8 protein-coding genes and 3 pseudogenes are annotated in these 14041 nt (G+C 61.9%); 4 read left to right on the top strand and 7 right to left on the bottom strand.

The genetic code is table 11. The features are described from left to right. Nucleotides 1-115 precede the first annotated feature (115 nt). The 3 genes from F759_RS0133780 to F759_RS0133770 form a co-directional block, all read right to left on the bottom strand. Nucleotides 116-1225: a lipocalin-like domain-containing protein gene (locus F759_RS0133780; protein ID WP_036025955.1), complete on the bottom strand. Its 1110-nt coding sequence runs from the start codon at nucleotides 1223-1225 to the stop codon at nucleotides 116-118. Nucleotides 1226-1332: 107 nt separating this feature from the next. Then, a complete protein-coding gene (locus F759_RS0133775) occupies nucleotides 1333-3906 on the bottom strand; it encodes an ABC transporter permease (protein ID WP_027803689.1) in 2574 nt (857 codons plus the stop codon). Next, the gene (locus tag F759_RS0133770) at nucleotides 3893-4642 is read right to left on the bottom strand and encodes an ABC transporter ATP-binding protein (RefSeq protein WP_027803688.1); all 750 of its coding nucleotides are present in this window, start codon (nucleotides 4640-4642) and stop codon (nucleotides 3893-3895) included. Before F759_RS0133770 ends, F759_RS0133775 begins: the two co-directional genes overlap by 14 nt. Before the next feature lie 637 nt (nucleotides 4643-5279). Here F759_RS0133770 and F759_RS0133760 point away from each other — a divergent pair. Together F759_RS0133760 and F759_RS45085 are read left to right on the top strand one after the other, a co-directional pair. Then, entirely contained in the window at nucleotides 5280-6836 is a 1557-nt protein-coding gene (locus F759_RS0133760; protein ID WP_027803686.1) for a complex I subunit 4 family protein, read from the top strand. Nucleotide 6837: 1 nt separating this feature from the next. Beyond that, nucleotides 6838-6966, top strand: a pseudogene (locus tag F759_RS45085) (carboxymuconolactone decarboxylase family protein); the annotation flags it as partial. Between the two features lie 6 nt (nucleotides 6967-6972). Here F759_RS45085 and F759_RS0133750 read toward each other — a convergent pair. The 3 genes and pseudogenes from F759_RS0133750 to F759_RS0133725 all read right to left on the bottom strand — a co-directional run. Then, nucleotides 6973-7662 (bottom strand): HAD family hydrolase, encoded by a 690-nt coding sequence (locus F759_RS0133750; protein WP_027803685.1) that lies wholly within the window; start codon nucleotides 7660-7662, stop codon nucleotides 6973-6975. A gap of 95 nt (nucleotides 7663-7757) precedes the next feature. Then, nucleotides 7758-9169: pseudogene (locus F759_RS39475) on the bottom strand (cytochrome-c peroxidase). Nucleotides 9170-9381: 212 nt separating this feature from the next. Next, nucleotides 9382-10913 (bottom strand): annotated as a pseudogene (locus tag F759_RS0133725) (phospholipase C); the annotation flags it as partial. A gap of 246 nt (nucleotides 10914-11159) precedes the next feature. Between F759_RS0133725 and F759_RS0133710 the strand changes: the two are divergent. Beyond that, on the top strand, nucleotides 11160-12176 hold the full coding sequence (locus F759_RS0133710) for an SDR family oxidoreductase (protein ID WP_027803679.1): 1017 nt from the start codon (nucleotides 11160-11162) through the stop codon (nucleotides 12174-12176). A 136-nt stretch (nucleotides 12177-12312) separates the two neighbouring features. Here the strand turns inward: F759_RS0133710 and F759_RS0133705 are convergent, their stop codons facing one another. Further along, a complete protein-coding gene (locus F759_RS0133705; RefSeq protein WP_027803678.1) occupies nucleotides 12313-12678 on the bottom strand; it encodes a BON domain-containing protein in 366 nt (121 codons plus the stop codon). 431 nt (nucleotides 12679-13109) lie between these two features. Between F759_RS0133705 and F759_RS0133700 the strand changes: the two genes are divergently transcribed. After that, a complete protein-coding gene (locus tag F759_RS0133700) occupies nucleotides 13110-13427 on the top strand; it encodes a DUF4148 domain-containing protein (RefSeq protein WP_027803677.1) in 318 nt (105 codons plus the stop codon). The last annotated feature ends 614 nt before the right edge of the window (nucleotides 13428-14041 follow it).

Raw genomic sequence — 14041 nt, 5'->3', positions numbered from 1 at the left:
GTCATCGTCAGGCTCCCCAGCAGAACCAGAAACCCCACCCCAACACGGTGGGGTTTCTGCGTTTACGGCGCGATAGAACCGCATCGACCGGCGCCAGGCACAGCCTCGTCGTCCGTCACTGCCTGCCGATGCGCAGCGCGTTCGCGTAGCCCGTCAGTTCCAGATAGCCTCGCCCAGCCTCAACCCNAGCNCCAGCCGCGGNGCCATCGCGGCTCACCCGCGCCGCACCTTCCCAGTACACCGCGCCGGTCGACTGCCGCGAGTCCAGTTCCTGATCGTCCATCAGCGGATCGATCTGCCATGTCAGCGCGCCGGTTCTCACCGTCATCGACACCGGGTACCACGCGTTCGTGCGCGGCGAGCGCCACGTGCGGCGCGGCGTAAAGTCGACTTCACTCGGACCAAACGTCGTGATGCGTCCGTCGCGATCGCGTAATGCAGCGTGCGCCCATATCGCACGTCCGTCGCGGCTGCGCACCTTGAACGCCATCAGAGCCGAACCGTCGGACAGGTTCGCGCCCAGCCAGTCCCATCCAACGGCATTGGCGTCGAGCAAGGTACTGGACCACTCGTGGTCGAGCCATGCAACGCCGGTCACGGGCGTGTCGTCTTGCGATGAACTACCTTTAGCAACAGGCCGCCTCACGCTGCCCGACACGCGCAATTGCGGCTCACTGTAGTAGTAGCTCGCCTGTTCGGGTCGCGGGCCTTTGCGAGAGTAGCCATGTTCGCCCTGAATCAAAGGAGCTTGCGTCGGCGTTAGCCTGAGATGCAACGCGAACTCGCCGGCGTTTGCCGTGACGTCGTAGCGGGCATCGGCGGCACGAACGATTTTCCATGCGTCGAGCTTGACGTCGGTATTGGCAGGCTTCGCATACGCGAGCCCGAATCCTTCGCGGCCAATCCGCTGGTCGTGCACGAGGCGGCCAAGCGCGGGATCGCTTAATGCGGCGTGCGCGATGATCAATTGAGAAGGCACAAAAGCACTCGGATCGGCGGCATCATGACCCGTTGCAGAGCGAAAGAAGGTAATCTGAAAACCAAGCGGCTGATTATCGGGCGTAGTTAGCCAGCCGGTTGCGTACCACCACTCGGTGCGAAAATTGGGGTGAGCGCCGGTGTCCATCGGCAGCACGATCGGATGGTCTTTTGTGACGACGGCAAATCCCGGCGGTGCACCAAACACAAAGACAGGCGAAAAAGCAAACACGCCGATAACGAACATGCCCGAAGCTCGCAGACGTATCCCACGGCAACGCATAGCCGAGAATTCAATATCCGCTTTCGTGCGCCCCATTGGTTGAGAAGCCAATAACCGCCGCAAAGTTCGCATCACCAGTCCTCCTTGACCGCGCGCACCGCATCCACCGAAACGGCGCCGCGTCCTGCGATCACGGCGGTTGAACACGATGACGCCAGCATCACCAACGCAACTATAGCCAGCATCGTCCACGGAACATGCAGCGACATGCTCCAGTGAAACGACTGCGGATTGACCACGAATACGAGAATCAGGCTGATCGCGAATCCGAGAACGAAGCCCATCGCGATACCGCACGCGGTGAGCATGCCGCCTTCGAGTGCGAGGATTGCGAGAATCTGTGAGCGCGTCACGCCGACGTGCCGCAGCATGCCGAACTCGCGAGCGCGTGCGAGCGTTTGCGCGGAAAACGTCGCCGCGACGCCGAACAATCCGATGATGATGGCGACCGCCTCCAGAAGATACGTGACCGCGAAGCTGCGGTCGAAGATCACAAGTGTGCGTGCGCGAATCTCCCCCGGCTGCGAAATGCCCAGCATCGCGCCGAAGGGCAGTGCGCGCAGTCCGGCTATTACGCGCTCGACGTCCGAGCCTCGTTCGACGGTAACGGCGACATCCGTAGCGCTCGTGTCGGCGGTGAGGCGACGGTAATCGGCGAGCCGTATCTGGATTGCGCCGCTCTGGCGCACGTAATCACGCCATACACCGGCCACCGCGAACACATGGGGACGTTCACCGAGCGGCAAGCGAACCCGCTGTCCCACTTTATAACCGTACAGATCCACCATTGCTTCGGACACCCAAACAGGCGTCTCGTCGCTTCGCAGTTGACGAGGCGATAGCACAGGTCCCGTCATTTGCAGATTTGCGCCAGGGTCGGCCGCGTCGATCTCGCGTGCAAGTACAGCGATGTCCGGCCGCGCGGGGTCGAGCGTGATATGCGACATGCGCGCGAAGGCCGCCCTTGCAATGCCCGGGACAGCCGCAAGCCGCGTCTGTTCGTCGGGACTCAAGCCGCCCGTACCGCCGTTCTCCGCTACCCGTACATAAAGATCGGCCGATAGCAGATGAACCAGCCAGTCCTCGACGGACACACGGAAGCTGGCAACCATGATCGCCATCGCCACGATCAAAGCGAAACTCGACAACACTCCGCCCATTGCGATCGATGCATGACCTGGCGCATTCGCGAGACGCGCGAGTGCGAGCGTGCCGGCCGCGCCGCTGCGTCGCCGCGCTGCGAGCGCCCGGCTTGCTTGACCGAACGTAAAAGCGGTAACACGCGGCATCAACGCAATTCCGCCGATCAGCAGCAGTGCGACGGCCAGATAACCGCCAATAGGGGCGTCGAACGCGGGCGGCGCTTGCGTCAGAAGCGCGGCCGCCAGCAGGCATAGCAAGGCGGGCCACGGCGTGGCGAGCCGCGCGAGCGCGCCTTCTTCCGCACCGGCCTTCAGCGCCGCAGCGGGCCGCGCGCGCGCCGCTTCCAGGGCGGGCGCAAGGCTACCGAGAACCGCCACGGCGACGCCGAGCGTCAGAAAGATCGCGCTCGCGAGCGGTTCGAAGCCGACCTGCGGTTGCACGCCAGGGAAGTAGCCGCCGCCCAGATCGCTACCGAAAAAATGCAATGCGCCAGCAGCGAGTGCATAACCGAGTGCAAGGCCGAGTAGCGAACCGAGCAAGCCGAGCAGTGCGCCTTCCAGCAGAATCTGACGCAACAGTTGCCCGCGTGTGAGTCCCAGCACGCGCAGCATCGCGAATTGTGCGCGACGACGGACAACGCTCAACGCCTGCGTCGAAAACACGAGGAACGCGCCGGTGAAGAGCGCGACGAGCGCGAGCACGTTCATATTGATGCGATAAGCGCGCGAGAGCCGATCGGTGCGGCTTTCGACGTCGCGCGCTTCGGCGACGACCCAATGGCTCCCCAACTCCGTTTGCAGATCGTGCTTGAAGCGCTCGCGGTCGACGCCGCGTTCGAGCTGCACGTCGACGCGCGACAGCTTGCCGACCTTGCCGAACTTCCACTGAACCGCTGCGATATCCATGAGCGCGAGCCGTTGACCCGGCCTCGTTCTCACGATGCCGCCTGCCACGCGCAGATGCACGAGCGATGTGCCGTTTTGCAGCGCGACGTTATCGCCGGTTTTGACGTGCAGCCATTGTTGCGCGGCGGTGGACAGAAACAGGGCGTCGGAGGCGAGGGCGTCGAACGGCCGCTCGGCTGACGGCACACCGATCAGATCCGGCGCAATGCGGCTTGCCCTGAACACGTCGATGCCGAGCACCGGCAACGCGGCATTGTGTTCCGGTACGGTGACGTCCAGCGCGAGAACGGGGCTCGCGAGCGCTACGCCCACGTGCGTAGCGAGACGCGGGTAGATTGACTCGTCGAATAGAGGTTGAGCGCCTCGCACTTGCAGGTCCGCCTGACCTGAGAGGCTGCGCGCCGCAGCCGAGAATTCATTGAAGGCCGCGCTGTTGATCAATTGCACTGCGTAGCCGAGTGCCACGCCTAGCGCGATCGTTGCGATTGCAACGAGTGCGCGTGCGCGATGACTGCGCCATTCGGCGCCAAGCAGCCAGCGTGCAAGCCTTCGATGCCCGCGTGCATGTGTGGGCCGGTGCGAATCAGCGGGCGTCATCGGCTGAGCGGGCGATGGTTTGCGAGTCCTGTTGCACGTGTGAACGCGCTGGCGTTCGCGATGCGGCATGCAAGCCACTATCGCTAAGAATCATGATGCGGTCGGCGACGGCGGCAGCGGCCTCCGAGTGCGTCACCATCATCGTGGCCGCGCCGGTTGCCTTGCTTTGGGCGCGAAACAATGCGAGCACGCCATGAGCGGTATCGGGATCGAGGTTGCCCGTCGGTTCGTCGGCGAGGATCAAGGTAGGGCGATGCACGAGGGCTCGCGCGATGGCAACGCGCTGCAATTCGCCGCCGGAAAGTTGCGGCGGAAAATCCTCGCCGCGGCCGTCGAGCCCGACTGCGGCGAGCATGTCGAGCGCGGCGGAAACCGGCAACTCATTCAACAGCAGCGGCAACGCGACGTTCTGCGCAAGCGTCAAATGCGGCAGCACGTGAAACGCCTGAAACACAAAGCCGAGTTTCTGCCGACGCAAACGCGTCGCGGCATTGTCATCGAGACGCGAAACGGCATGACCGCCGATCATCACATCGCCGCTGTCCGCCTGTTCGAGACCGGCGATCAGATTGAGCAGCGTCGATTTGCCGACACCCGAGTCGCCCATGATCGCGACGAACTCGCCGGGCGCGAGCGTGAAATCCAGGTTTGCGAGCACGATGCGGCCGGCGCCGTAGGTCTTGCTCAGTCCGCGGCACTCGAGCGCGGGAACGACACCTTCGTCAGAAAACGCCATGCATGGTCCGGGGAGTGGGGGCGAGGCCGCGGCGTTTCACTCGCTGATTCGCGCGGCCTCTGACCTGTTGATCGCCGAAGTATATTCGGCTTCTGTAAGCTGCGTCCGGCCACTGGCGCGCCGCGTCAAGCCAGTTTCTGGCAACGGTTTGCCGACGCGGCGCCACGCTCCACCGCTTCGCCCGAACAAAAAAATATTTTCGTTCAACGCAGGGCCGATTGCAGTGCGACGTGCGAGGAAGCGGCATAACGGCAGCGTCTGCGGCACGCGTTGTGCCCACCCGGGAGTGCACTCAAGGAACTTCATTCAATGCGGCCACAAAAGCGCGCTTTTGCGGACAAATCGCGAGTCGAGAAACCGTCGCGCGATGCTTTTTGCAGGCGCACATTTTTATCTATTCCGCAAGCGTGTACGCCTCGATAGCGCTTTGTCTAGGGCGTTCGCGCATTGTTGCGCTGCAAAAGTATTCTTATCTTGGTAATCTCCCACCTTGCCATTCGACTGCGGGTAAACGTGGAGTCGAACAGCGGCGCACTGACGCCGTCCGGTTAAACACAAGCCTACATGTTCGTTTCGATTCTTTCTAAATCGAAAGAGTTGATGCGGCGTTCTGTATTTCAAGTTTTCGACAGCGCATATGCCATTGCCTCTTCTCAGCTTACTCATCTGGATCCCTATCGTCGCCGGCCTGGTCGTTTTACGGGCGGGGTCTGACGCGGCACGCGGCCGCACGCGGTGGCTCGCATTGATCGGCGCGGTCGCGGGCTTCGCACCGGTGATTCCGCTCGTGGCGAACTTCCGCAACGAAGTGACGTCGATGCAGTTCGTCGAGAACATCAGATGGTCGCCGACTTTCGATATCGCGTGGCACGTGGGCGTCGACGGCATTTCGCTGTGGCTCGTCGCATTGACCGCGTTGACGACGATCATCATCATCGTCGCATCGTGGGAGTCGATCACCGAGCGCACTGCGCAGTACTTCGGCGCATTTCTGATGTTGTCGGGCTTCATGCAGGGCGTCTTTACGTCGCTCGACGGCATGATGTTCTTCGTCTCGTTCGAAGCAACCCTGATCCCGCTTTATTTGCTGATCGGCACATGGGGGCATTCGAATCGCTCATATGCCGCGGTCAAGTTCTTCTTTGTGTCGTTCCTTGGCTCGCTGATGATGCTGATGTCGATGCTGTATCTCTACAGTCAGACACACAGCTTCGATCTGGCGCTGTGGCGCGAGACGCCTCTTGGCACGATGCCGCAAGTACTGATCTTTCTCGGCTTCCTCGCGGCCTTCGGCGTGAAAGTGCCGATGTGGCCGCTGCATACATGGTTGCCCGACGTTCACCTCGACGGCCCCACGGGCGCTGCTGTGATGATCGGCATGCTCAAGCTCGGCGGCTATGGCCTGCTGCGTTTCGCATTGCCGATTGCACCCCAGGCGAGCCACTTCTTTGCGCCGATGATAATCACGCTCTCGCTCGTCGCGGTGCTTTACTCGAGTCTTCTCGCGCTCGTGCAGACGGACATGCGCCGCTTGCTCGCGTATTCGACTGTGGCTCACATGGGTCTCGTCACGCTCGGTCTGTTCGTGTTCAACCGCATTGGCCAGGCCGGCGCGATTGTGCAAATGCTGTCGTACGGCGTGGTGTCCGGCGCGATGCTGCTTTGCACGGGCATGCTCTACGATCGCACGAAAACTGCTGCGATCGACGAGTTCGGCGGCGTAGCGAATACGATGCCGCGCTTTGCCGCATTCGTGATGCTGTTCTCAATGGCCAATATCGGTCTGCCGGGCACTTCCGGTTTCGTGGGCGAATTCATGGTGCTGATGGGCGCGATCCGCTTCAACTTCTGGATCGGCGCGATCGCAGCGTCGACGCTGGTCTTGAGCGCTGCCTACACGTTGTGGATGTATAAGCGCGTAATCTTCGGTGCAATTGCGAATGCGCGTGTCGCGACACTGAAGGACGTGGGTAAGCGCGAGTTCGCGCTGCTGGGCGCTATCGCGTTGCTAGTGCTCGCGATCGGACTCGATCCGAAGCCTTTCACCGATGCGATCGATCCGTCGGTCGGTACGCTGCTCGCGCAATCGGAGCGCTCGACGCGTCCTTCGCAGCCGACGCCCGGCGAAGGCGGCGAACATCTGCAAGCGGCAGCCCCGGCTGCGGTTGTTGCCGCTACGCATACGCCAGGATGAGGCCGCCGCTCGACGCGCGGGCATGACGGACGAAATGTTCGGCGAACTGCTTGCAGTGGTTGGCATGGCTAACGAAACGAACCGGCTCGCGGTGGGATACCGCGTGCCGATCGACGCTGCGTTCGAGTAACCGGTCTTACGCCGCGCCACGCCACGCGGCGAGCAGACCGGGTAGGTCTTCCATGTCCCTAAACACCTGAACCACGCCGGCCGCCTGCAGTGCGGCTGCGCTGCTATGTCCGAACTCATTCGGACAATAGCCGAATACTGTCGCGCCGGCAGCCACCCCGGCGGTCGCGCCCGTCACCGTATCTTCGACGATGGCGCAGCGCGCCGCGTCTACGCCTAACGCCGCCGCCGCGGCGAGATATACGTCGGGAAACGGCTTGCTGCGCGGTGTTTCGTGACCGCTGAAGATGCGGCCCTCGAAGCAGTCCAGAATCCCCGCCTTCTTCAATTGCAATTCGACCTTGATACGATCCGCACCCGACGCAACGGCAATGCGTCCGTTCAAGGTCGCGTGCAGCGAACGTACCGTCGCCGCCGCGCCGGGAATGGCGATCAGTTCCTTGTCGAGCGCTGCGTTGCGGCGCGCGCGGAATTGCATCAGCCAGTCGGTCGTGATCGCAACGCCTGTGCGCGCTTCAATCAACGGCGCTTCGTCTTTCACCGCCTTGCCGACAAAAATACGCATCGTTTCTTCGATGCTCAAGTGCCAGCCCAACTCGCCGAGCATCTCGGTAAGTATGCGGTTGGTGATGGGCTCTGAGTCGACGAGCACGCCGTCGCAGTCGAAAAGTACGGCGTGGAAGGGGAAATCGGACATCGCGGGGCGGTAGCGGAGAAGTCGCGGAACGGCAAAGCATACAACAACGGGCCGCGTGGCGCCGCGCAGCGTGGGCACGCGCAGCGCGCCAGGAGTCAAGATTTCCCGACGTCAAACCCATCACTCAACGTCTTCATAAACGCAATGATGTCCTCGATATCCTGATCGCTCATGGCTGGCTGATCGCCGAATTTCCGATCGAAGGGCGCGTCCGAAGCATCCACGTTTGCGTGATACTGCGGCGGCAGATCGTTGTACTTCTCCACCTTGCCCGATGCATCGCGCGGATAGTTCTTCTCCGGCGACGTATTGCGCAGATTGTAGAAGTCCATCACTTCCTTAAGGTCGTGATAGACGCCGTTGTGAAAGAACACCTTGCGGTTCGCGACATTGCGCAACGTCGGCGTGAGGAACATGCCGCAATACTGCGTCTGTTTCGCAAGATCGTCACGGAACGGCCCACATGCCCCCATATCGAAGAATTTCGGATTCTTATTGGCGGGAATGGCCGGATTGCGCGGCACGCCCAGCGCTTCGAATTGGGTATCCGTACACACGGGCGGCAGGCCTTGTCCTTGTCGTTGAACAATTGCAGCCCGTGCATTTCGGCATGCGTGAACCGGGCTTTGCCTTCCAGCCAGTAATCATATTTGCTCGTGAAATCGTGAAATCGTGGAATGACGGATCTTCGATTTGATAACGCCCCACCGCGAACATTGCCTCGGAGATCAGCAGGCTCGGATTGGCGACAATGGCGGGCCCGAAGATCTGCTTGAACCGGTCGAGGTACTTCGTCTGCAGCAGCTTGCGCGGCACATCTTCCGGCGTCCTGTTGGCCATTTCGACGGGATTAGTCAGCGGGCCAATTGCCTGGTCCTGCAAAGTATCGGCGCGGCCGTCCCAGAAGAGCACGCCTTGCGGCACCATCGCCGCAGCGGCGGGGGCGGCGAGAACGGTCTTCTGCGCGCGCTCTATGCCGGCTGCCTGCGAAGCGAGTTGCGTGAGATCCACCGGGACGTCCGTGTCGCCCTGATCGGGCCGATGCTAAACGGCGCCTGACGACATAGATACGTCAGCGACGGCGGCGGGCGATAGCCCGCTTCGCTCATGTGCGCGCCGCCGAGTTGAACGGGAAACGCGTTATCTGGCCCATACGAATTCTTGCGAATGGCACGACGCGCAAGACTGCGTGCCCGAAGCCGACAATGACTGGTCGAAGAAAATCTCCTTGCCGAGCAATGCCACCGCGCTTAATGGCGCGCGCCGGGCGCATCAGATGCACCGGCCGAGGATTCGCGCCGGTGATCCCTTCGACGATGTCGCCGACCGCAGCCGGCATTCGCTCAGGATAGCGAAGTGCATATGCACCGAATACGACGGCCGCGATAGTGATCGAGGCAGCGCTCCACGCAAGCAGCCGTAGCGCGAAGCGGCGCGTGAGAACGGGACCCGGTTCGCCGCCAGCGGGAAGAGTCGGCGGCAGGGCGGCGTCTGAAGGTTGGTTCATGGCAAGGGTGACAAATAGTTCTTCGGATGCGATGAAAAAAAGGCGAATCGAGCCAGCCCATATGCACTGGCTCGACGCCGATTACGCTTTGCTGCAAACCGTGCTCTGTGTCACGCAACCGCGTTCGTCAGCGACGGCGAAAGACACGCACGCATCGCATGAACGCGGCTGCTTGATGGCCTGTTTCCGCACGGCGTGTAGTCAACTAGCGGTCAGATTGCCGGCGCCTCGGACAGCTTCGTCCCGAGGTTCTGATCCAGGTAGAGCGGCGGATTGTTGCCCGGGCCCGAGAAGTCGAACATGTTCGTGATGCTGCCAGCGGATGCATCGAACGACCCTCCGCCAATGCGTTGACCGCCGAGCCGGTTGTCCTCGATGAACTTCACCACCGACGCCTGCGTGATCGGCGTATCGTCGACGAAATTGGCCTTCGCCCACGGCGACACCACGATGAACGGCGTGCGCGTACCCGGTCCCAACGGCCGTTCACCGCGCCGCCGTTCACGCCTTGCGGCTGCACGGCACCCGCGGCCGTACACTGCCCGGCGGCGCTCAGGTTGTCGCTGCCCGCCACCGTCTTTCCGCCTGCGGATTGCGACGTCGTCGAGTCGAACGACGAACTCGTCGGTGCCCTGTAGCGATGGTCGTACCAACCGTCAGAATCGTCGTAGGCGATGATCACGGCGGTGTTCTTCCAGTTAGGCTGCTGTTGCAGGAAGTTGACCACCTTCGTGACGAAAGCCTGTTCGTCGATCGGATCGGAGTTGCCCGGATGGCCGTCCCCGACAGCCGGCGCCTTCAGGAAGTTGACCGACGGATAGTTGCCCGCCTTCACCGCGGCAAAGAAGTCATCGGTGTCGTACTGGTGATGAACCGGCGTTGCGGTGTTGTCGAGTGGATCGGCAGCGCCGATAACAGCCGTCGACGACGGACGCGTATGCGCGAGGTTCGCCGTGCTCGCGTAGTACTGGAACCATGCATGGTGCTGCACATAATCGGTCTTGGTCGCGTTGAGCACCTGCGAGAACGTCGAGCGCGCGCAGCCGGTCGTGCCGTTTGCATTGACCGTCTGCAGATTGAAGCCGCCCATGAACCCGCCCAACGTGATGTTCTTCGCGTTGAGCAGGTCGCCGATGTTCTTGTTGTTCGACGACATGGTGCCCGTCACCGCGCTGCCCGCCGCGGTCGTGCAGACGTCGCCGGCGGGGTCGAGATCGCCGATCATCGTAAAGCCGCCGGCCGAGTCGGGAATCGCGTTGGCCGAGGTGCCACCCGAAACCACCACGCCGTTGTTCTGCCCGGAGACGACTTCAAGCGCACCTGGCGTCGACGGACCGTACGTGTCGGTGTACGCGTTCTGGTTCATCGCGAAGTGCTGCGCGTAGTTCCAGAGTGCGGTGACGGTGTTGCCGTCGAAGTAGCCGAGCACCTGGCCCTTCGTCGCGCACGCGCCGGTGCTGCCGGCAATCGTCGAACCGGCAGCGGTAAAGAGCGGGAACGAGTCCATCGCGCCGTTGTTGTATGCAAGCTGTTCGGCGGCGTACGCATGGTTCTGGCTCGCAGTGTTTGCCTGCGAGCGGTCGAGCCGGAACAGATCCGCTGCCGGCAGACCGAGGCCGGCGATAGCGACGAGACCGACCGTGCGGCCCGCCGTATTCGGCGAGGTGGAAAGCGCATTCGGGTTCGTCGCGATCAGGTTGTTGCTCGCGAGGTTATTGACCGCCGGCGTGCCTGCGGAAGCACTCGATGATTAAAATTTAAGGGCGCGCATATTACGCGGGCTCTCGATCACCATTCGTTTGCATAACCGTTGCTGTTGCCTTGCTGACAGTCGTGCCGGCGAACCGCGGCACGCGCGGCGGCTTGCACGAGGTGACGCGGCACGACGAATGCTTCAGCTTGCGAACGCAGTTCGCCTACGCAGTTCGCCCGGCAGGCAGCCCCGAACATATGCTGCCGCGATACCGCTATCTCTTTCGAGGACTCCGCCATGACAGTCAAGCTCAAACCCGTCACTCAGCAGGTCATCGTCATCACGGGTGCGACGAGCGGCATTGGTCTTGCAACCGCGCGTCTAGCCGCGAGCAGGGGAGCACGCCTGATGCTGATCGCGCGCGACGAGGAAGCGCTGAGTGCGCTTGCCCGCCAGCTCGGGGACCAAGGCGCACTCGTCGAATATGCGGTTGCCGACGTGAGTAATGCCGCGCAATTGCAGGCCGCGGCCGATAAAGCCATTGCGCGTTTCGGCGGCTTCGATACATGGGTCAACAACGCCGGCGCGTCGATCTTCGGCCGTTGCACGGATGTGCCTATCGACGAGCAGAAGGAGTTGTTCGAGACGAACTTCTGGGGCGTCGTGCAAGGATCGATGATTGCGCTCGCACACCTGACGCAGCGCGGCGGTGCACTGATCAACCTGGGCAGTGAGCTATCGGATATCGCGTTGCCGTTGCAGGCGGCATACGTCGCGTCGAAACACGCGGTGAAGGGTTACACCGACACCTTGCGCATGGAGTTGCTTGAAGAGCGCGCGCCGGTTTCCGTCACGCTGATCAAGCCCTCGGGAATTCATACGCAGTTCGTCGAGCACGCCCGCAATCATCTCGACGTTCAGCCAAAGCTCCCGCCACCGGTCTATGCACCGGATATCGTCGCGAAGGCGATCCTGCATGCCGCGGCCACGCCGGTTCGCGATCTGTATGTGGGTGGCGCATCCGCGGCGATGGTCACGTTCGCGCGCCGCGCGCCGAATCTGTACGACCGCGTGATGGGCCGCATCGGTATTTCGTCGCAACGAACCAAGGAGCCGCCGCGCACCGCAACTGGCAATAGCGGCACCGATGGCGCCCTGCGCGAGCGTTCGGGGCAGAAGCGCAGGGTATTGGAATCGAGCCTGTACACGCAGGCGTCGATGCATCCGCGGCAGACGGCCTTGCTCGCCGCGGGCGCGGCCGCAGTATGGATGCTCGCGCGTTATGCAAGATCGTCGCACGCGGGGCGCATGTAAGCGAAGAGTTGCGCCTGTGATTCACATACCAGGACGAAGGGTGGCGCGGCGCGCGTGCGAAAGCAGGGGAGGGTGCAGCGCGCAACCCTTCGTCGTCCGATGTAATCCGGCGAGCGCCGTTGAACAGGTGAGGCGTTTAACCCCCGCCGTTCGGATTGCCGATGGTGAGCTTGTTGGACACCGACTTCACGCCGGCGACGTTCTTCGCTACGTCCTCGGCCTGCGGAATCTGCGCGCCGTCAGGCACCGATCCTGTCAACGTGACTGCGCCGCCGCGCGCGCGGACGTACACATTCGACACGTCGAATCCTTGTGTTTTGGCCAATGCCCTGCGCACGTCGAGACCGAGCTTGCGGTCCGTCTTTTTCACCGCTTTTGTGCGCGAAGTGGTGGACATCGTCGCACCGGACGGCGCGGCATCGCTCGATTGGGCATAGGCGCTCGATGCAGTCGCCAGACACAATGCAATGCCGAGCGCCTTCAAAAGATTGACTGTTTTCACGTTTTCTCCATCCTCGAAAAGTTGATGTCGCTTCGTTGCATGCAAAAAAATACGCGCCTGTGAGCGGGATTCTGCTTACGGGGAGCATCCTGTTTGTAGAAAAGCGATGCCGTGGCGCTCCCGGCGCGCTTAAACAATAGTTCAGCGCGCGCGCTCATGCTGGAAAAACTGGCTCTCGCGCGGACCGCTGCGCTTCTGCCTGAGAGCGTGTCGTGGGCTGCGCGCGCGTTTAAGTCGCGCTATCGCGGCGGGCGGTGGGCGGCGGTTCAGTCCGGCAGAAGATATTCACCGGCATGCACGAGTACGCGAGGTGCTGTTTGGCATTAAGCTCTGAACGGGAACCGTGCACAACATCGCGCGGTATCCGCGGGAGTGAACGATGAGTTGCAAAGAATTTTGAATGCAATTGCCAACTTGAGAGGGAGTCAACCATGAAGCGCATTGCCATCAAACGGATCATGCTTGGCCTTGCCGTCACCGCGATGGTGGCGGGCGGCATGCCACTCGCCACCGCACAAACCACGACGGACACTGACGCGCAAACTGCGCAACCCGGTGCGACCGGCAACGCCAAGCCGACTAAAGCCGAGCGGAAAGCCGCACGCAAACAGGCTCGCGCGAAGAAAAATGCCGAGTTGAAGAAACTCGAGGACGCCGGCTATCAGCCGTCGCGGAACGACCCCAACTATCCGAGCGATCTGCAGAAAGCGCAGAAGAAGGCGGGGATCGGCACCGGCGCGAGTCAGTAAGCATTAACCCTTAATCGTGCCGCCGGCAGCGCGAGGTTGACGCTGCCGGGTGCAGATGCATGCTCGAGCAGCGAGCGCCGCGGTGCGAATGCTCGCTGCACATCTGCTGTCGGTTCGACGACGCCCGCGCACTGCTGCACGTTGCCTGTTTCTTGTTGCGGGAAGCTGCGGGCAAAAATCTCCGCGTGCACTTTTGCTTTTGCCAGACGAATCGCTCACGCGCTACTAGAGGCTTGAAAACTTCGCTGTTGCACGGCCGTACTGCCGCGTCTCATACTTCGATTGCGGTTTCTGGCTGAGCAAGCCTTCATTTGGCTTGGAGCGACATGCCGGGCCGATCTCTATCGCATCGCCAGAACCCTCGCCCAGCAAGGCTTCCACGTCCGCGCGAGCATGATCATGCGACATGGGTGTCGTATTTCCTCATGTGCTTGTCGCAAATAGTCGGCTAGGCGTACTTTTTTCTGGCAACTATGTATGCACAGCGCGGACGGACGTCCGTGACGCAGCTTTGCATGTGACCAGAGTAAGTGCTTCGCACTAACTCTGGCCGACAGCTTTGCATGGGACCAGAGTAAGTGCTTCGCACTAACTCTGGCCGACAGCTTTGCATG

The organism is Paraburkholderia dilworthii (assembly GCF_000472525.1).
GTDB classification, from domain to species: Bacteria; Pseudomonadota; Gammaproteobacteria; order Burkholderiales; family Burkholderiaceae; genus Paraburkholderia; species Paraburkholderia dilworthii.
This window is presented reverse-complemented; position numbering and strand designations above follow the sequence as displayed.